Annotated in this window: 14 protein-coding genes; 11 read left to right on the top strand and 3 right to left on the bottom strand. The window is 55.3% G+C overall.

Annotation, left to right across the window (positions count from 1 at the left end; all coding sequences use genetic code 11):
• The first annotated feature begins 354 nt into the window (after positions 1 to 354).
• Positions 355 to 3,558 carry a TonB-dependent receptor gene (locus tag GF423_RS10920; RefSeq protein ID WP_154328386.1) on the top strand — a complete coding sequence of 1,068 codons (3,204 nt, stop codon included), beginning with the start codon at positions 355 to 357 and terminating at the stop codon, positions 3,556 to 3,558.
• 322 nt (positions 3,559 to 3,880) lie between these two features.
• Here the strand turns inward: GF423_RS10920 and GF423_RS10915 are convergent, their stop codons facing one another.
• From GF423_RS10915 to GF423_RS10905, 3 genes are all read right to left on the bottom strand, one after another.
• Positions 3,881 to 4,360: a hypothetical protein gene (locus GF423_RS10915; RefSeq protein ID WP_154328385.1), complete on the bottom strand. Its 480-nt coding sequence runs from the start codon at positions 4,358 to 4,360 to the stop codon at positions 3,881 to 3,883.
• A 4-nt stretch (positions 4,361 to 4,364) separates the two neighbouring features.
• A complete protein-coding gene (locus tag GF423_RS10910) occupies positions 4,365 to 4,814 on the bottom strand; it encodes a D-Ala-D-Ala carboxypeptidase family metallohydrolase (protein ID WP_154329042.1) in 450 nt (149 codons plus the stop codon).
• A 183-nt stretch (positions 4,815 to 4,997) separates the two neighbouring features.
• Positions 4,998 to 5,318 carry a hypothetical protein gene (locus tag GF423_RS10905; protein WP_154328384.1) on the bottom strand — a complete coding sequence of 107 codons (321 nt, stop codon included), beginning with the start codon at positions 5,316 to 5,318 and terminating at the stop codon, positions 4,998 to 5,000.
• Positions 5,319 to 5,699: 381 nt separating this feature from the next.
• Between GF423_RS10905 and gldE the strand changes: the two genes are divergently transcribed.
• The 10 genes from gldE to GF423_RS10855 all read left to right on the top strand — a co-directional run bounded on the left by gldE (position 5,700) and on the right by GF423_RS10855 (position 19,570).
• On the top strand, positions 5,700 to 7,019 hold the full coding sequence (gene gldE / locus GF423_RS10900) for a gliding motility-associated protein GldE (RefSeq protein ID WP_235911567.1): 1,320 nt from the start codon (positions 5,700 to 5,702) through the stop codon (positions 7,017 to 7,019).
• Positions 7,020 to 7,032: 13 nt separating this feature from the next.
• Positions 7,033 to 7,698, top strand: a complete 666-nt coding sequence (locus GF423_RS10895) for a 4'-phosphopantetheinyl transferase family protein (protein ID WP_154328383.1) — start codon at positions 7,033 to 7,035, stop codon at positions 7,696 to 7,698.
• Positions 7,695 to 9,344 (top strand): dipeptidase, encoded by a 1,650-nt coding sequence (locus GF423_RS10890; protein ID WP_154328382.1) that lies wholly within the window; start codon positions 7,695 to 7,697, stop codon positions 9,342 to 9,344. The genes GF423_RS10895 and GF423_RS10890 overlap by 4 nt, the downstream gene beginning before the upstream one ends.
• Before the next feature lie 53 nt (positions 9,345 to 9,397).
• Complete coding sequence (locus tag GF423_RS10885) at positions 9,398 to 10,159, top strand: DUF3108 domain-containing protein (protein WP_154328381.1); 762 nt, start codon at positions 9,398 to 9,400, stop codon at positions 10,157 to 10,159.
• A gap of 235 nt (positions 10,160 to 10,394) precedes the next feature.
• Positions 10,395 to 11,792 carry a TolC family protein gene (locus tag GF423_RS10880; RefSeq protein WP_235911565.1) on the top strand — a complete coding sequence of 466 codons (1,398 nt, stop codon included), beginning with the start codon at positions 10,395 to 10,397 and terminating at the stop codon, positions 11,790 to 11,792.
• A 38-nt stretch (positions 11,793 to 11,830) separates the two neighbouring features.
• A complete protein-coding gene (locus GF423_RS10875) occupies positions 11,831 to 13,000 on the top strand; it encodes an HlyD family secretion protein (protein ID WP_235911564.1) in 1,170 nt (389 codons plus the stop codon).
• A gap of 58 nt (positions 13,001 to 13,058) precedes the next feature.
• On the top strand, positions 13,059 to 14,225 hold the full coding sequence (locus tag GF423_RS10870) for an ABC transporter permease (RefSeq protein WP_154328379.1): 1,167 nt from the start codon (positions 13,059 to 13,061) through the stop codon (positions 14,223 to 14,225).
• 24 nt (positions 14,226 to 14,249) lie between these two features.
• Entirely contained in the window at positions 14,250 to 15,491 is a 1,242-nt protein-coding gene (locus GF423_RS10865) for an ABC transporter permease (RefSeq protein WP_154328378.1), read from the top strand.
• A 155-nt stretch (positions 15,492 to 15,646) separates the two neighbouring features.
• Positions 15,647 to 16,009 (top strand): SUI1 family translation initiation factor, encoded by a 363-nt coding sequence (locus tag GF423_RS10860; RefSeq protein WP_154328377.1) that lies wholly within the window; start codon positions 15,647 to 15,649, stop codon positions 16,007 to 16,009.
• A 51-nt stretch (positions 16,010 to 16,060) separates the two neighbouring features.
• Positions 16,061 to 19,570, top strand: a complete 3,510-nt coding sequence (locus tag GF423_RS10855) for a UvrD-helicase domain-containing protein (protein ID WP_154328376.1) — start codon at positions 16,061 to 16,063, stop codon at positions 19,568 to 19,570.
• The last annotated feature ends 47 nt before the right edge of the window (positions 19,571 to 19,617 follow it).

Genomic DNA, 19,617 nt, shown 5'->3' with positions numbered 1-19,617 from the left:
ATTAAAATAGTTAAAAATTAAATTACCTATCGTTAAATTTAAAATTATAACTATCTTTGCGGTGAAATAAAGAACATTTTTGCGCCACAAGCAGCAAAATGCAGCAATTTATTTACATACGACATCTGTATTTCGTGACCATTTACGGCCAACGAAGCACAAATACGACCTCATCACTTATGAAGAAAATCTCATGCACGCTGTGCCACTCATGTGACACGGCGTGTTGACGTTTTACAACAACAGGTCATCACAGCGATGGCAGTACAACTGAGAATATGATTTCTATCTGTAATTAACAAAAAAAGGACATCCTTTTATACAACCAACTATATTTAAACAAACATTATGGCAATGAAAATCAAAATCTTTGCATTGTTGACCATGCTCATGGTAGCATTTGGTCTTGATGCTCAAGTGACGAGCTCATCGCTGGCCGGCAAGGTGACCCTGTCGGACAACAACGAGGCTGTCATTGGAGCAACAGTCATAGCCACCCACATGCCTTCGGGCACCCGCTACACGGCTGTGACCAACCAGAGTGGTAACTACGCCATCCAGGGCATGCGCGTAGGCGGCCCCTACACGGTAACGATTTCCTACATCGGCTACGAGACCAAGACCCTCGACAAGATTTACTTGACCCTGGGTGAAACCTACGATGCCGACGCCAACCTCTCGCTGAGCTCGCAACAGCTCCAGGAAGTGGTGGTCACAGGCAAGAGCGGTATCGACGCCACCAAGACTGGCGCAGCCATGGCATTCACTGCAGCCGACATCGCCCGCGTGCCCTCGATCGACCACAGTGTTGCCGACGCCACACGTCTGAACCCCTTTGTCAACATCTCGCAATCGGGTGCAATGACCTTCAACGGCGTGAGCAACCGCTACAATAGCTTCATGGTCGACGGTGCAGTCAACAACGATGTGTTTGGCCTCACGAGCAACGGCCAGAACGGCGGCCAAGCCGGCACACAGCCCATTTCGATGGAGACCGTCGATCAAATCCAGGTGCAAGTTGCACCCTTCGACGTGCGCCAATCGGGCTTCACCGGCGGATCGATCAACGCCATCACCAAGAGCGGCACCAACATGTTCCACGGCTCGGTCTACGGCGACTGGCGCAACCAGGACCTCATCGGCGAGAAATATAAATTGATGAACGGCAAAACCTCGGAGAAATACCAGCACGAGAAAACCTATCACTATGGTGTGACCCTGGGCGGTCCCATCATCAAAGACAAACTGTTTTTCTTTGCCAACTACGAGAAAGCCAACGACGAGTACAACAACCCCTACAAGCTGGGCAGCTCAACATCGAGAATCGACGGCGAGGTAGCGCAACAGCTCCTCTCGGCACTGCAGGCCAAGGGCTACACGGGCACGTTCAACAACCCCGACAACTACACCAAGAGCGACAAGGGCGGCTTCAAGCTCGACTGGAACATCAACGACAAGAACAAGCTCACCCTGGGCTGGCGCATCGTGTCGGCCAAGCAGCTCAACAGCAACTCCACGGCCGGCAGCCTCAACGCCACCGACTACCAGTATGACTTCAAGAGTGTGACCAACTCATTCACTGCCGAGTTGCACAGCAACATCAACCAGAACTGGGCCAACGAGGCCTTGCTGAGCTATGTGCGTGTGCGCGACTCGCGCAATCCTCACGGTGTGTTCCCCATGATTCAGATCTCGGGCGTGGGCAACGGCAACGTGGTCTTCGGCACCGAGCGTTCGAGCTGCGCCAATGGCTTGAACCAAGACGTGTGGTCGTTTACCGACAACGTGAACTACTATCGCGGCAACCACACCTTCACCTTTGGCACCCACGAGGAGTTCTACAAGTTTAAGAACCTCTTCATCCAAGACAACTACGGCACCTACTACTTTGCAAGCCCCGACGACTTCTATGCAGCACTCAACGGCGAGACTGGCCACGTGAAGCAATACCGCTACGGCCAGGCCAACACCGACGTGACTGGCGACCCGCGCTGGTGGGCAAGCTTCAGCGCCGGCCAGATGGGCTTCTATGCTCAAGACCAGTGGCGTGCCAGCCGCGACCTCACCCTCACCTACGGTCTGCGCGTCGACATCCCCTTGTTCTTCGACACACCCAGCGAGAACAAGACCTTCAACGACTTTGCACAAAGCATGACCGCCAACACCGCCATCTCGCAAGACGTGCGCGACGACTGGGACGTGGCTACCAACCATAAGCTCAAGAGCACTCCGCTCTTCTCGCCACGTCTGGGCTTCCGCTACTGGCTCGACGAGCCCCACAACTTCCTGTTGCGCGGCGGCGTGGGTCTGTTCTCGGGCCGCATCCCGTTTGTGTGGCTGAGCAACAACTTCTCCAACACCGGCATCCAGCTCATGACCTACAACGTGTCGGGCAACGCTGCCAAGGACCTGACCCTTGTCACCGACCCGCACAACCAGAGTGCAGCCTACAACCAGCTCAAGGCCAGTGGATCGCAAGTGGTGAACGTGTTTGCCAAGGACTTCAAGTTTGGCCAGACTCTGCGCATGAACCTGGGTCTCGATGCAAAACTGCTGGGCATCGACTGGACAGCCGAGGTGCTGTGGTCGAAGACCCTGAACGACGTAGTGTACAAGAACCTCGCCTACAACTGGGACGGCACCACTACCGTTGCCAGCAAACTCGGTCTTGACTTCGACAACCGTCCTTACCTGACCCGCATGACCGGCGGCACTCCCTTCAACGGCGTGTATCTGCTCGACAACAGCAGCAAGGGTCACACCTTCACCGCCAGCCTCAAGGCCGAGAAGAAGTTCAACTTCGGTCTCGACCTGGCCGCTGCCTACACCTTCACACAATCTAAGAGCGTGAACTACGGCGGCAGCTCGGTTGCAGCCTCCAACTACAACTACAACTACACCCACGGCAATCCTAACGATCCCGAGGTGGGCAACAGCGCCTACAACATACCTCACAAGATCACCGTGTCGGCCTTCTACAGCAAGGACTATGCCAAGCACTGGAACACCAACGTGGGCCTCATCTACACGGCCAACAGCGGTTCGCCCTACTCGATCTACTACTACGGCGACTTCAACAACGACGGCAGCAACGGCAACGACCTGATCTACATTCCTACCGACGCCCAAGTCGACCAGATGACCTTCATCGCTACCAAGGCCTACACAGCCGACCAGCAGAAGGCCAACATGAAGCAGTGGCTGGCCAGCGAGCGCTACCTCAAGGATCACCGCGGCGAGTACTTCGACCGTTTTGCAGCCAACGAGAAGTTTGAGCACCACTTCGACTTCCACTTTGCACAGACCTACAAGTTCAACTACGGCAAGTACACCCACGCCTTCACCCTCACCTTCGACATCCAGAACGTGGGCAACATGTTCAACAAGAAGTGGGGCCGCTACCAGTCGACAGGTGCCTCGATGTACTTCAGCCCCATCACCTACAATGCTAAGAGCAATGCATTCCAGTTCTTGCACGACGGTGACTACAACATGCACAACTACAGTGACTACTACAGCCGCTGGCGTGCCCAAATTGGCTTGAAGTACACCTTCTAAACCAGGCTTGTACATTCACCCCATACAGCATTGCCAGGGTGCCCGTGCGGCGCCCTGGCATTTTTTTGTGGGGCACTGCTGGAAGCACACAAATATAATCCTCAAAACGAAATGTTCGTTATTATAGAACGAAACGTATATCTTCTGAAAACGAAACGTATCTCTTAAACCTTATTGTTCAATCGTTTGAAGGACATTAGTAAATCGCTTTAATGCCATTCTTTACATACGTAATCGCTTCATAACAGCGCTGGCCACCCATCACGGGCAGCCAGCGTTGCAACTAATTAACCTATTAACCTAAAAATCAATATGAGAAAACCTACTTTACAATCTTCTTGATTTTGAGTATTCCATAGACCCCGCCGCCGAGCAGCAGCACGGCCACGGCCGCAAGCAGCCACCCGCCGAGCTTCATCTTCAAGCGCTGCCAAGAAGTGAGCTTTTTCTCGACTTCCCGCACCTCGGTTTTGGTGATGGTGGTAATCTGCGGTATGGTGTCGCGCACGGTGTCGGCGATATAAGTCCTGTTGATGGCCTGCAAGTGGTGCCAGGTCTCGTGGTAGATGGTGTCGCCGCGCTGCACGATTATCACGCTGTCGCGCCTTAGCAGGGTGTCGCGCACGATGTTGGTGTGGTGCTCCACGTTGGTCTGCGTGACTACCCGGGGCACCTCCACCACCTTGTACTGGGTCTTGCAGGCACACATGGAAAGCAGCAGGCAGATGATGCCGAATATCACCAGCACCGTCACGCCTGCACCGGCGCAGCCCTCGTTTCTTACTCCTTTTTTCTCTTTCATAGCGTTAGGGATTTAATCCTGCGATGTATTTTCCACCTATGCAGGTCAGCTTGTTGCGCCTGTGTCTTGGACTGTAGCTCACGTGTATCCAGTCGGGCTGCATTTTCTTGTTTGGATACTCGTTAATCACTTGGTCATAGGGCAGGCCGAGTTTTATGATTAACTCAAGGAGTTTACTGTTATCCTCTGGCTTGTCACTAACTGTGTGTATGTCGGCTGCTTGGCCAAGCACATGCTGGCTGCTTTGGGCCCCGTGTATGGCCTTGTTGAGTGCTGGCGAGCGGTAGCCGCTTGTCACGATGATGGGCGCGCCCCAGGCCTCGCGCAGCGGGTCGAGAATGTGCTCGACCAGGGCGGTGAGGTTGGCCTTGACGGCGTCGGTGGGCTCGTTGCTAATTCCTAAACGTTGCGCTGTAGGGCTCTTTACGAGTTCGCGTATGGTGAAATGCTTCATTGTGTACATTGTCTTAATTATTTTTAAAAATCAGTTCATTTTTGGGAATACGAATGGTTAAAATGAAAAAAGTCGTAGTGGTCTAAAAAATCTTCATAATTGTTTGGAGTTTGGAAACAAGTGTTTAACTTTGCGGTGGATTTATCCCGAAAGGGTTCAATCCCCACATTCAGGCAGTCTTGATTATGTCAAGTCTGCCTGTCTTACTTTAAATCCTTTAGCAGTGATTTCATCGAAGGTGTATGTTTTGTCTTTACCATCGATTATGATCATGACCGTTTTAAGATTAGTTCTTCTGACTCTATCGTGCATTGCGCTACTCAATTTGTCAAGAGAAACGTCGGGTGGTAAAACCAAGACTACATTATCTGCTTGTTTTGCCCCATATCTTAGCAAATAATCAATGGACGACTTAGATCCAGATGAGGAGACTTTGTATTCTTGCTTTACTTCTAAAGATTTATTGTAACTATCTGCTGAGGTTACACCATCAGGGTTTGCCATTAGATCTATCTCCCACCCATGCTTATTGGCAAGATAAGAACCTATTCTGACATTTTCTCTCTTCTCTCGTGCCCCATGTTTGGAACTGACCCTAAGCTTTCCTCTATGTGTAGGACACGTTGTGAACGTCTCGGCCTCGTTATCCTGTTTTCTTCTCCAACACTCATGTATTTTTCGGCATGCGGCACACAGTTCATTGTCCGGAATAAACAAATAATCCACATGATAGATTTGGGCAGATGGCAAGAGTTTTGTAACTTTGCGAGCGAAAACATGCGACTTGCATTTTCCTGACTGGGGCCGTCGAGGCCTGCAGGCTGATTGTTGAACTAAATATACCGCATTTTGGATCCTGACCCTCTTTCGTGTCTTCTAAACATTTTGGCCCTTGACCAGCAGGCCATCACCGTCAACACGCCCACTGCGGGCAGTATCATCGCCATCATCATCGCGCTCTTTGCATTGATGTACTCGGCCTACAACTCAGGGTCGGAGCTGGCCTATTTCTCGCTCTCGAAAGAAGATATCGACAGCATCGACGACGAGTCGAAACAAGAAAGAATAAAGCAGCTGCTCTCCAAGCCCGAACGGCTGCTGGCCACAATATTGATAGGCAACAACTCGGTGAACGTGCTCATTGCCGTGGTACTGAACTACGCCATGAACACCATCTTCACCTTCAACAGTGCAGTGGCCAATTTTGTTGTGCAAACCGTGATACTCACCTTCCTGATTCTGCTCTTCGGCGAAATCATACCCAAGCTCTATGCCAGCAGCCACAACGTGCAGTTTGCCGAGATGGCGGCCCCCGGGCTGAGTGTGATGATGAAAGTGTTCGGTCCCCTGTCGAAGCTCATGGTCAAGAGCACCCTGATTGTGCGCAAGGCAGTGAGCAAGCGCAGCGACGACATCTCGATGGAAGACCTGAACCGCGCCCTGGAGGTGAGCGACTTGAAGTCGACCGACGAAAAAGAGATGCTCAAGGGCATACTCACCTTTGGCGAGAAGACGGTGACCGAAATCATGCGTCCGCGCATCGACGTGGTCGACATCGACTACGACACCACATTCGACGACGTGGTGAAGACCGTGGTCGAAAACGGATACTCGCGTATGCCCGTGTATGAAGAAAGCCCCGACAACATCAAGGGCATGCTCTATGCCAAGGACTTGCTGCCCTACATAGGCAAGCGCGACAACAGCTTCAGGTGGCAAACCCTGCTGCGACCGGTGTATTTTGTGCCCGAGACACGGCAAATCGACGACCTGCTCGAGGACTTCCGCAAGAAGAAAGTGCACATGGCCATTGTGGTCGACGAGTATGGCTGCACTCAGGGAATATGCACCCTCGAGGACGTGCTCGAGGAGATTGTGGGCGACATCGACGACGAGTATGACACCGAGGAGAAATTCTACAGCAAGGTGGCCGACAACACCTATATCTTCGATGCCAAGACCTCGCTCAACGACTTCTACGAGGTGACCGGCACCAGCGAGGACGACTTCGACGACAAGCAACTCGAAGATGCCGAGACCATAGCCGGCCTGCTGCTCAACGTGAAAGGCGACTTCCCTAAGGAGAAGGAAGAAATCACCTGTGGCCGCTGCCAGTTTACCGTGCTGAAGGTAAAAAAATTCCGCATCGCCAAGGTGAAAGTCGTCGTCTCCCCCGACAACGGCAAAGACAACAACAAAAAATAAGACACCACCACCCATGGCCTACGCTGGTACTAAGACATATATCGACGGGACTGTGCTGCACATGTGGATGCTCAGCGAGACCTCGCAACAATTGGCCTGCATGTGTGCTGCCGAGGGACTGCCCGCCCACTGTGAGGCAAAATCGGAATACCGCCGCCGGGAAATTCTGGGCGAGCGACTGCTCGTGAAACGCATCGTGGGCCAAAGCGCCACACTGCGCCACAACGCCGACGACGACCCCTACATCGAGGGGTGCCAGGCACACATCACCATAGCCCACACACGTGGGCTGCTGTGCATTGGGCTCAACGCCACCCACCGCATGGGCGTCGACGTGGAGCGTTACGGGCGGCGCGTGCTGGGCGTGCGCGACTTCTACGTCAACGACGAGGAGAAAACCTGGCTCGATACCGGCGACGTCGACGGCCACATGGTAGCCTGGATGGCCAAGGAAGCCATATTCAAGGCCGTGGGCGAGCGACAGCAAGTGGGCAACTATGCCAGCGACATCACAGTCGACCGTTTTGCCACCCCCCATCGAGGCCAGCAACTCGCCCACCAGGGCGGCTTCAAGGCCACGCCCTACTACCTGCACACCACTATGGGCGACAGGTACATGATCACCTTCGCCTGTGCCAAGCAATACATCCAAAAAACACAAATACACAACCAACTATGAACATCAGAAACATCACACTTGCGCTGGCGGCAGTCACAGCAGGCAGCGCACTGGCCTGCACCAACCTGCTGGCAGGCAAAAATGCCACTACCGACGGCAGCACGCTCATCACCTATGCAGCCGACTCCCACACCCTCTACGGCGACCTGCAGTTTTTGCCCGCAGCCGACCACAAGCCCGGCGAGATGCGCGCCATCGTCGACTGGGACTCGGGCAAGCCGCTGGGCTATATTCCCGAAGTAGCCCACACCTATCAGGTGGTGGGCAACATCAACGAGCACCAGGTGACTGTGGCCGAGTCCACCTTTGGCGGCCGCGAGGAGCTGGTCGACACCTCGGCCATCATCGACTACGGCAGCCTCATCTATATCGCCCTGCAACGCAGCAAGACCGCCCGAGAGGCCATAAAGGTGATGACCGACCTCGTGGCCCGATACGGCTACTACAGCGAGGGCGAGTCGTTCTCGATAGGCGACCCCAACGAGGTGTGGGTGCTCGAGATGGTGGGCAAGGGCCCCAAGGAGAAAGGAGCTGTGTGGGTAGCCATGCGCATCCCCGACGACTGTATCGCCGCCCACGCCAACCAAAGCCGCATCTACAACTTCCCGCTCAACGACAAGGAGAACTGTCTCTACAGCAAGGACGTGATCTCCTTTGCCCGCAAGATGGGCTACTTCAAGGGCAAAGACAAGGACTTTGAGTTTTCTACAGCCTACGCCCCCAGCGACTTCGGCACCCTGCGTGGCTGCGATGCCCGCGTGTGGAGCTACTTCAACCGCTTCAAGAGCGGCATGGACATGTACCTGCCCTACATTGCCGGCAAGAAGGGAGCTGTCCGAATGCCCCTCTATGTGAAGCCCGACAAGAAATTGAGCGTGCGCGACCTGCAGAACATGATGCGCGACCACTACGAGGGCACCCCGTTTGACATGACCGTCGACCCAGGAGCTGCCAACTACTATGGCGTTCCCTACCGCTACCGCCCTATGGAGTTCACCGTCGACAGCGTGAAATACTGCCAGGAGCGCGCCATTGCCACACAGCAGACGGGCTTTGTGTTTGTCTCGCAGATGCGTGCCAGCCTGCCCGACGAGGTGGGAGGCTGCCTGTGGTTTGGTGTCGACGACGCCAACACCGCCGTGTTTGTGCCCATGTACTGCAGCATCACCGAGGTGCCCGACTGCTTCAAGAGCGGCAAGGCCGACCTGTACCACTTCGACTTTGACGCTGCCTTCTGGGTCAACAACCTGATAGCCAACCAAGCCTACAACCGTTACAGCTACATGATCCCCGACATACGCAAAGTGCAGGGCCAGCTCGAGGACCGCTTTGAGCACAACCAGGCCAGCACCGAGCAGCGGGCACAAGAGCTGCTCAAGGCGAGCAAGCGCCAAGCTGTAGAGTATCTCACCAACTACAGCATTGCCGAGTCGCAAACCTACATGAAGGCCTATCAGGACCTGGCCAAATACCTCTTTGTGAAGTATCTCGACGGCAACATCAAGCACGAGAAAGACGGGAAATTTGAGTACAACCCCTACGGTATGCCTGTGCAGCCCACCTTCGGGGGCTACACCCAGGACTACTACAACACCGTGGCACGTGGCAGCGGCGACCGCCTGAAGGTGACCGAGCCCGAGAAGTGACAATTAAACCTTGAGGGCGAAAAGTGGTCTAACTCCCAAAAATTGATGCAAAAATGAAGGTAATAAGATCCATAAGACTTGGACTGCTTGCGGCATTAGTCGCCTTGATGGCCTTGCCGGCCACAGCCCGCACCTACACAAGCGAGACACTCAATTTCCAAATCGTGTATCACTGGGGTGTGATATGGAAACATGCCGGCGACGCACGGCTCAGCATCAAGCGCACCCCACAAGGCTACTATGCACAGCTCGTGGGCCGCACCCGGTCGTGGGCCGACACGTTCTACCCGGTGCGCGACACCCTGAAGTGCACGATGAACAGCCAGTTTCTGCCCATCAGGTACGAGAAGTGCACCCACGAGAAGAAATACCGTGCCCGCGACCTGGTGCAATTCTCTCGCAGCAACGGCACTACCACAGCCCGGTGCACCCGGTGGCGCAAGAGCGGCATCAAGCATGCCAACCTGGCCAACCGCGGCAATGCCTACGACATGCTCAGTGTGTTCTACATGCTGCGCAACCTCGACTTTGGCAACCTGGCACACAACAAGTCCTATGTGACCTGTATCTTCTCGGGCAAAACCAAGGAGGTGCTCACCATCAAGTATCGCGGCGTGCAGGCCATCACCCTGCGCGACAAGAGTCGCCACCAGGCCTACCACATCACCTTCAAGTTCACGCAAGACGGCAAGCGCAAGTCGAGCGACGACCTCGACGCCTGGCTCTCGACTGCCCCCGACCGCAGGCCGCTCATGGTAGTGGGCAAACTGCCATTTGGCGAGGTGAAATGCTACTTGAGCAACGCTGGCAAGTGAAACGCCGCCTGAGGCCGAAGCACCAGCCAACCACAACCGAAACTGCAGAGCGGGCCGAAAATGCGATACAGCCATTTTCGGGCCGCTCTGTTGTCCAAATGTCCAAAGGAAGTGGTAAAATTCACCGTTATTTTATTATCGTGTTCTATTTTGCAGTATATTTGCAATGGATTTAACGATACACGTGTCAAATTTTATGCGCAAGTTCAAGTTATTGCTATATTTTGCGTTGTTGATGTCGATACAGGGAATGGCCCAGGGCACAGTATCGCTCGACTCGTGCCGCCGCATGGCCATCAACAACAACAGGGAGATTCAAGCAGGCAACATCAAGATAGAGCAAGCAGGCTACCAGCGCAAGGAAGCCGCCGCGGCCTACCTGCCCAGCATCGACCTTGTGGGTGGCTACATCTACAACCAGCACAAGGTGTCGCTCAAAAAAGAAGACCAGTACCTGCCCATCAAGACCTATAACAGCGCCACAGGCAAGTACGACTTCGGCCTGGTCACCGACCCGGCCACAGGCATGCCGGCAGTGGTCGACGGCTCGATAGTGCCCTCGATGGTGGCACTGCTGCCCAAAAGCGCACTCACGGCCGACATCCACAACATCTTTGCCGGAGCTATCACTGCAGTGCAACCCATCTACATGGGAGGGAAAATAAGAGCCATGAACGCCATCACAAAATATGCCGAAGAGCTGGCCCGCTCGATGAACGACAGCAAAATCGAAGACGTGATCTACAACGTGGACCAAGCCTACTGGCAGGTGGTGTCGCTCAGAGCCAAGGAGAAACTCGTGCACAGCTACTTGAAACTTGTGAAGAACCTCGACAGCGATGTGGAGAAAATGATGAAGCAGGGCGTAGCCACACAAGCCAACAAGCTGAGTGTAGACGTGAAAGTGAACGAGGGCAACGTGAACCTGACCAAGGTGGAAAACGGACTGGCCTTGTCGCGCATGCTGCTCAACCAGCTGTGCGGCCAGCCCATCGACCGCCGCTACACCCTGGCCGATGAGGACAAGGAAGACATCGAGGGCACCCTGCGCCCTTCACGATTCAACATGGACACGGTCTACAGCAAGCGCCACGAGATAGAATCGCTCACGCTGGCCACCAAGATCTACGACGAGAAGGCCAATGTGACCAAGAGCGAGATGATGCCCCAAGTGGCAGCCTTTGCTGCCTATCACGCACTGAACCCCAACGCCTATAACGGCTTTGAAAACAAGTTTGGCTTCGGGTTCTCGGTAGGCGCCATGGTGAAAGTGCCACTGTGGCACTGGGGAGGGCTGTCTAACAAATACAAGGCTGCCCTGGCCGACGCCCGCATCAAGCGTGTAGAGCTCGAAGACGCCAAAGAGAAAATTGCCCTGCAAGTGAACCAAGCCGCCTATCGCTACCAGGAGGCATGGAAGACCTACGAGAAGACCAAGGCCAATCTCGTGTCGGCCAACGAGAACCTGCGCTGTGCCACTGTGGGCTACAAAGAGGGCGTGATGAACCTCGACGAGGTGCTCACCGCCCAAACTGCATGGTTCAAGGCCTATAGCGACAACATCGATGCCCAAATCGACATCCAGCTGTGCGACGTGTACCTGTCGAAGGTGCTGGGCGAGATGAGATATTGACAATCGAACACAAAAAAAAACACATTATATCTACTACAATGGATAAAGCTGATGAAAAGAAAACACCCGCAACCCAAGCTCAGGCGGCCAACCAACAACCCAAGCGCCAAGTGACAGCGCCAAGTGAGACGAAAGCCGGGGGCCCAAGCGCAACCAGGACCCAAGCCAGCGACGTCAAGACCGAGTCGAAGCGCCGTGAAGTGAAGGACCAGCGCACCATCGTGCGCAAGCGCGACAAGGCTCTGCTTGCCGCACTGGGCGTTTTCACGCTCGTGATGGCCTGCGTGGCCCTGCTGGGCATCTTGCTCATTCACGCCCCCAAGGAGATGACTCAGGGCCAAGCCGACTGCGACCAAGTGCGCGTGTCGGGCAAGCTGCCGGGGCGCATCGTGAAATTCTATGTCAAGGAGGGCGACTATGTGCACAAGGGCGATACCTTGGTAGCCATAAGCAGCAAGCTGGCCGACGCCACACTCTACAAGGCCAAGAGCGCTCAACGCGCCGCCCAGGCAGCCAGCCAGAAGGTGGACAAAGGCACTCGCACCGAGATCAAGCAGAGCACAGGTCACATTGTGGAGCAGGCCAAGGCTGCCGAGGACATTGCCAAGAAGACCTACGACCGCATGGAGAACCTGTACCAGCAGGGCGTGGTCACCCAGCAACGACGCGACGAGGCCAAGGCTGCCTATGACGCCGCAAGCGCCGCCGTGCGCACAGCACAGAGCAATGCCCAGCTGGCCCAAAACGGCAGCCAGGCCGAAGACAAATCGGCCGCCAAGAGCATGGAAGATGTGGCCCGAGGCACGGTGATGGAAGTGGAATCGGTGCTCGAGGACCAAGTGCTTGTGGCTCCCTGCGACGGCGAGGTGAGCGAGATCTACCCCCACGTGGGCGAGCTCGTGTCGATGGGCACACCCATCATGTCGATATCGCAGCTCGACGACATGTGGGTATCGTTCAACGTGCGTGAAGACAAACTCTCGCAGATGCCCATGGACACCTTGATCAACGTCACCATCCCGGCACTCAACAACAAGAAAACAAAACTGCAAGTCTACTATATCCACGACATGGGCAGCTATGCCGTGTGGAACGCCACCAAGGCCTACGGCCAGTACGACAGCAAGACCTTTGAGGTCAAAGCCAAGCCCGTGACACCCATTGCCGACTTCAGGCCAGGCATGTCGGTGCTGCTCGACGAGCGTTGAGCCACAGCAGTGTGCAGCCAGCCAAACAAACAAGAAGACACAGCGTAAACACATAGTCATGATCAAGCAATACTTCAGACAAGCATTCAAGCGAGGAGCCGTCTCACTGGTGAGGCGACAGGTGTTTGTGTGGATGATGGTTGTGATGCCGCTGTTGAGTGCCTTCTTCTTTTTCGACCTCATGCACAAGGGGCCCGTCACGCGCGTGCCGGTGGGCGTAGTCGACCTCGACAACTCGTCGACCTCGCGTGCGCTGTCCCGCAACCTGGGCGCAATGCAGAACGTGGAAATCAAGTGCCACTTTGCCAACTTCCAGGAGGCCTGCGATGCCGTGCAGCGCGGCGACGTGCTGGGATTCATCCTCATGCCTGCCCACCTCGAGGAGCGCGCGCTGAGCGGCAACCACCCCACCATAAGCTACTATGTGAGCTATGCCTACTACACGCCGGCATCGATGATGTACAAAGGGTTCAAGACCATCACCGTGCTGGCCAACGGGGCCATCGCCACCGTTGCCTTGCGCACCCTGGGCATGCGCAGCGAGGCCATATCGGCAACACTGCAGCCCGTGGCCACGCAAGTGCACCCCATCAACAACCCATGGGTGAACTACAGCTACTATCTCAACAGCTCCTTTGTGCCTGCACTGCTGGCCCTGCTCATCTTGCTGGTCACAGCCTTCAGCATAGGCACCGAGTTCAAGTACGGCACTTGCCGGCAGTGGCTGCGCAGCTCGGGCGACTCGATCACCATTGCATTGACGGGCAAGCTGCTGCCACAGACGTGTATATGGTGCGCCATAGGGTGGTTTATTCAGTTTATGATGTACCGCATCTACCAGTTTCCGCTCAACTGCCACCCCATGATCATGATAGTGGCCATGGTGCTCTTTGTGCTGGCCAATCAGGCATGGGCCATCATGGCCATGTGCGTGACTCCAAACTTCCGCTACGGCAGCACACTGTGCACGCTGCTGGGCATGCTCACCTTCTCGTTCTGCGGTTTCTCGCTGCCGGGCGAGTCGATGTACAACTGGGTCGAGGCCCTGGGCTATGTGATGCCCGCCAAGTATTACTTCCTGCTCAGCTGCGACGAGGCACTCAACGGGTTGCCATTGTACTACACGCGCTATAATATCGCTGCGCTCATAGGCTTCACCATCTTGCCGTGGCTGCTCAAGTGGCGGTTGAAGAACGAATGCCTGCATCCCGTGTATGTACCCTAACGCAAGAAACTGAAAAAAAGAAAGATGAAACACTGGATAATCGACATATTCAACGTGTGGAAGCGTGAGACCAAGTTGTGCTTCCGCGACGAGGCTGTGCTCATCTTCTTCCTCTTGCTGCCTGCCATGTACCCTGTGCTCTACTCGCTCATCTACAACACCGAGGTGGCACGCGACATCAAGGTGGTGGTCGTCGACGACTGCCGCAGCCAGCTCACCCGCCAGTTTGCGCGCGAGCTCGACGCCACCCCCGAGGTGGCTGTGATGGACTATGTGAGCAACATGCAAGACGCCCAGCGCCTCATTGCCAGCCACGACGCCTATGGCATTGTGTATTTTCCACGCGACTTCTCGAGCAATATCGAGAACGGGCTGCAAGGACACGTGTCGCTCTACTGCGACATGGGCGTGCTCATGCGCTACAAGCAGATGCTATCGGGCCTCACAGCCGTGCAGATGGACCTGTGCACCAAGATGCAGGGCAGCAAGACTGCGCCTCTCACCTACCAGAACAGCGCCATCATCGAGAGCAAGCAAGTGCCCATCATCAACAAGTCGACGGGCATAGCCTCGGCACTGCTGCCGCTCATCCTGGTGGCAGTCATCCAGCAGAGCCTGATACTGGGCATATGCGTGCTGCGTGCCGGCAGCCGCGAGCGCCGGCTGCGCAACAAGGGGCTCGACCCCATGGACGTGGGCGCTGGCGTGTCGGCCTCGATCATAGGCAAGAGCTTGTGCCACATCTTCATCTACTTCATTCCTGTGGTGTATGTGCTTTTCTTCGTGCCCATGTTTTTCGACTTCCCGCAGCTGGGCGACCCGCTCGACATCTTGCTGCTCATGCTGCCCTTCATGCTGGCCTCGTCGCTGCTGGGCCAGACGCTCTCGGTTTTTGTCAACGACCGTGAGTCGACCTTCTTGGTCATTGCCTTCACCTCGCTTTTCTTTGTCTTCCTCTCGGGCATCTCCTACCCCCGCTATGCCATGTCGAGCCTGTGGACTGCACTGGGCAACATGGTGCCGCTCACATGGGGCGGCAACGGCTATGTAGCCCTGATGTGCGGGGGAGCCGAACTCTCGCAAGTGGCCACCAACTACAAGATGCTGTGGGTGCTCTCGGGCGTATACTTTGTGTCGGCCTACTGCGTGGAGCGCTTCATATGCCGCCCGCGCTACCGCCGCATGGCCATATATGCCAGCATCGACCCCTACTCGCCCATCAAGGAGGAATGCCGCCGCAACGCCGTCGACTACCGCGACTGGTAGCATAGATTGCTCAACATCGCTGCACTACGCAATTGCACCCCCTGGTCCAGACGAAAGAGGGTGACACTTCACTCAAATCTCGTGACGGGCGATTTTCATTTCTTCAAAAATATGTATAACTTTGTGTTTGAAACCAAGCACATCTATTACACAATATGGAAGACTGGAAAGCAAAGCTGGGAGCCGCATTTCAGGTGGCAGTGCCCAGCGACGAGGAAATAAAGCAGGCCCAAGAGCAAGCCACAGCGGGCGTGCCCAAGGGCGACGCGCTCGCCCAGCAAGGGAAGCACATGGTGAATGTGCTGCTCGACAAGAAAGGGCGCAAAGGCAAGCAGGCGACCCTTGTGACCGACCTGCTGTGCAACGATGCTGCACTCAAGGCCCTGGCCGCAACGCTCAAGAAGCATTGCGGCGTGGGCGGGTCGGCACGCGACGGCGAGATTCTGATACAGGGCGACCGCCGGCAGCAAGTGCTCGACTTCCTCACCGGGCAAGGCTTCAAAGCCCGCATCATATAAGAAAAAGACAGCATTTCAATCAACAGTAACAATACCCACAACACACTCCCCATGGAACAACTGCAAGTAATCAAAGCATCGGCAGGGTCGGGCAAGACCTTCAACCTGGCCAAGAATTTCATCGAACTTCTGCTGTGGTCGAAAGACCCCGAGACAGGCCGCACGCAACTGCGCCCCTGCGGCAGCAACTATCACGAGCACATGCTGGCCATCACCTTTACCAACAAGGCTACCAACGAGATGAAGCAACGCATCGTGGCCGAGCTCTACAAGCTCTCTAAAGGCGAGGGACAATATCTCGACGACTACATCAAAACCCACGGCGATAGCAAGGAGGAGATACAAAACCATGCAAAAAGCGCCCTGAAGGGCATTCTGCATGGCTACACCCACTTCAACGTGAGCACCATCGACTCGTTTTTTCAAAGTGTCGTGCGCAACTTTGCCCACGAGCTGGACTGCGACTTCAACTACGATGTGCAACTCGACGAGAAATATGCCACCAGCCAGGCCCTGCGCGTCTTCTTGCACGACTTGGGCCGAACCCCTGGCGCCCCCATCGAGAAATGGGTGAAAAAGTATGTAGAAACACTGGCTCATGACGAGGGCAAGTGGAACATCTACAATTTCGACAGCAAGTCGCGCAACAGCCTGCTCAACTTTGCCGAGTTTATCAACAAGGAGCAGTTCAAGGCCCACAACGATGAGATCAGGACTTACCTGAGCAAGATGAGCCATCTCACAGCATTCCAGAAGGCGGTGGCGACACAACACAAAGCCTGCGACGACTATTGCAAGAACTTCGCGCAGCAGCTGCACGACTTCTTGGGGCAGGCCGGCATCGACGTCGTTTACATCAAGTCGGCGCCAGTAAAAAAGCTGCTTGACGCTGCGCCATTGGGTAGCAACACTATAAACACGCTGCGCAACTATGACGACACGGCCCTTGAAAAGAAAGTGCTCTACAAGGGAAAAGTAGCCCCTGAAACGATCTCAGCCTGCAGCGAGAAGTTTGCTGCCCTCCTGGCCGATTACCTTGCCAACTACGACATGTCGCTACTGCTCGACTCGCTGCTCAAAAATATATGGCGGCTGGGGTTGCTGGGCGCAATCAGCACCAAGCTCCAGGAGATGAACCGCGACAACGAGAGTATCATGATATCTGACACCAACGAGCTTGTGGCCAAGGCACTCAAAGGCGGTGTACCCTTTGTGTACGAGCGCATGGGCACGTGGCTCTACAATTTCATGATCGACGAGTTCCAGGACACAAGCACCAAGCAATATGAGAACTTCATACCACTGCTGGAAGATAGCCTGAGCAAAGGCAACGGCAACCTCATCATCGGCGACGAGAAGCAGAGCATCTACCGCTTCCGCGACAGCAACCCCGACATCTTGCAAAATCAGTTGAGAAAAGAGTTTGGGGAGTACTACAACGACTCGACCAAACTCAACACCAACTACCGCAGCCTGGAAAACATCGTCGAGTTTAACAACGCCTTTTTCAAGAAACTGCTCGGCAGTTTCGCCGACTATGAAAAGCTGCAGGCAACCTACAGCAACCTTAAGCAGGATACAAGCCCGGCAGCCCAGGCCAGCGAGCTGAAAGGCTACGTGAGGGTAAACTGCATCTACGGTCCAAAGGAAATGCCAAGCCACGGCGACGAGGCGGCTCCCAAGGCAACCGAGCAAGTGCTCGAGCTCCTGCCGCAATACCTGCTCGACTTGAAGCGGGATTATGGCTTCGAGTTTAAAGACATGCTCATCCTGGTGAACCGCAACAACGAGGGCAAAGACATTGTGCAGAAGCTGTTGAGCCACAATGCCACGTGCGACAAGGATGACTGCATCGACATCGTGTCGGGCGAGTCGCTGCTGCTGAGCAACAGCCCCAGCGTGCGCCTCATCGTGAGCGTGCTGCGCTTCATCGACAGCACACAGTACCACAGCGACGAGGACGACAGCAACGATGCTGCACATGCTAAGACCCCCCAAGAGCTGTTGCGCGAGAAGCGGCTGAGCGAGCAGTTTCGCTACAAGATGCTGCACGAGTTTGGCCGTCGACTGCGCGAGTGCGGCGACGAGACGGCCGACTGCGGCAAGCTGCTGGCCCAATGCTTCGACCAAAACAACGCCTTGAGAAATGAAACGGCACAAAAGCAAATCAAAGCCTACAACGAAGAAATAAAGACGCTCATGGCCGACGATGGCAAGGAGATGACCACCTTGACCGGCCTGGTCGACAAAATCATCAAGGAGTACATTGCAGGCTCAGGCAACAGCGGCGACACCGACACAGCCTTCCTGCTCGCATTCCAGAACTTCGTGCTCAACTTTGCCGCCCAACGCAGCTGCGGCGGCACCGTGCATGAGTTTCTCAAGTACTGGGACGACAAAAAAGACAAGGCCGCCGTGCCCTCGGGCAACAGTGGCAACGCCGTCAACATCATGACCATACATGCTTCCAAGGGACTTGAAGCCCCCTGTGTCATCATCCCGTTTGCCAGCTGGCCGATGGCTGACCTCGACGACATCACATGGCTCGACCGCGAGACATGGAAAAAAATCAACAGTGCTTGCCCGCACGCACAGGAGGCTGCCGCAATTCAGAAAGAGGGGGGCGAAATTGTGCCCCCGCTCATCCCGCTCAGCACCGGTCGCATGAAAATGGTGGGCGCCTTCAACAGCTACTACAAGACGCTCTATGAGGAAGACCTCATCGACAAAGTGAACAAGACCTATGTGGCCTTCACCCGCGCCAGCCAGCAGCTGCACCTCTTTGTGCTGAAGCCCAAGAGAAACACGGGTGACAGGAGTATCGACGACCTCGCCAAGAGCATCATGCCCAAAATCGACAGGATAGTGACCCACTACTGGCCCGAACGGCATCCCGACGATACCGATTGCGACAAAATCGTCGACTACTGGGAGCTGGGCTGCCCTGAGCAATGCCGCCACAAGCCACAAGACGACGACAGCACACAGTGCACCTGCGACATGCCCAGCTATGCTGTAAACTCGGCCTTGTCGAGGCTCGAGGTGAAACTGCCCGAGTCGGCCACAGCCATGCAGCAGGCAGGCAACAGCATGCACAGCCTCATGAGCATGATCAAGCGCAAGGGCGACGAGAAGCGGGCACTGCGCTATGCACAGCGCAGGCACCTGCTCGGCACCAACCCCGATGCCACATGGAACCTCGAGCGGGCCCGAAGCATCATCACAGGCATGCTCAATAACCCCCGCACACGCGACTGGTTTGACCCCAAAAACAAAGTGTACAACGAGCGCACAATTGTGGTCAACACAGGCAACGGGCAGCCCCCCGTGCTGAAACGCCCCGACCACATTGTGGTGCGTCCCGACGGCACAACCATTGTGGTCGACTACAAGTTTGGCGCAAGCCACACCCCGGCACAAGTGCGGGCCCACAAGAGGCAGGTGCAGCAATATGCCCGCCTGCTCGCCCAGGCAGGTCACAACAAGGTCGAGGGCTACCTGTGGTATGCCGACAGCAACACCGTCGTGCCAGTCACCCCCACCGGAAATGGGCGGCAATAAACCAAGTCCAATAGTTTTAATTTCTTAAAACTTAACTGTGCAGTCGC

The organism is Sodaliphilus pleomorphus (assembly GCF_009676955.1).
Lineage (GTDB): Bacteria > Bacteroidota > Bacteroidia > Bacteroidales > Muribaculaceae > Sodaliphilus > Sodaliphilus pleomorphus.
This window is presented reverse-complemented; position numbering and strand designations above follow the sequence as displayed.

What these genes read in the sequence shown, in the direction of transcription:
- GF423_RS10920 (WP_154328386.1), top strand. Translation starts at nt 355, where the DNA reads ATGAAAATCAAAATCTTTGCATTGTTGACCATGCTCATGGTAGCATTT.
- GF423_RS10915 (WP_154328385.1), bottom strand. Translation starts at nt 4,360, where the DNA reads ATGAAAGAGAAAAAAGGAGTAAGAAACGAGGGCTGCGCCGGTGCAGGC.
- GF423_RS10910 (WP_154329042.1), bottom strand. Translation starts at nt 4,814, where the DNA reads ATGAAGCATTTCACCATACGCGAACTCGTAAAGAGCCCTACAGCGCAA.
- GF423_RS10905 (WP_154328384.1), bottom strand. Translation starts at nt 5,318, where the DNA reads ATGGCAAACCCTGATGGTGTAACCTCAGCAGATAGTTACAATAAATCT.
- GF423_RS10895 (WP_154328383.1), top strand. Translation starts at nt 7,033, where the DNA reads ATGGCCTACGCTGGTACTAAGACATATATCGACGGGACTGTGCTGCAC.
- GF423_RS10890 (WP_154328382.1), top strand. Translation starts at nt 7,695, where the DNA reads ATGAACATCAGAAACATCACACTTGCGCTGGCGGCAGTCACAGCAGGC.
- GF423_RS10885 (WP_154328381.1), top strand. Translation starts at nt 9,398, where the DNA reads ATGAAGGTAATAAGATCCATAAGACTTGGACTGCTTGCGGCATTAGTC.
- GF423_RS10880 (WP_235911565.1), top strand. Translation starts at nt 10,395, where the DNA reads ATGTCGATACAGGGAATGGCCCAGGGCACAGTATCGCTCGACTCGTGC.
- GF423_RS10875 (WP_235911564.1), top strand. Translation starts at nt 11,831, where the DNA reads ATGGATAAAGCTGATGAAAAGAAAACACCCGCAACCCAAGCTCAGGCG.
- GF423_RS10870 (WP_154328379.1), top strand. Translation starts at nt 13,059, where the DNA reads ATGATCAAGCAATACTTCAGACAAGCATTCAAGCGAGGAGCCGTCTCA.
- GF423_RS10865 (WP_154328378.1), top strand. Translation starts at nt 14,250, where the DNA reads ATGAAACACTGGATAATCGACATATTCAACGTGTGGAAGCGTGAGACC.
- GF423_RS10860 (WP_154328377.1), top strand. Translation starts at nt 15,647, where the DNA reads ATGGAAGACTGGAAAGCAAAGCTGGGAGCCGCATTTCAGGTGGCAGTG.
- GF423_RS10855 (WP_154328376.1), top strand. Translation starts at nt 16,061, where the DNA reads ATGGAACAACTGCAAGTAATCAAAGCATCGGCAGGGTCGGGCAAGACC.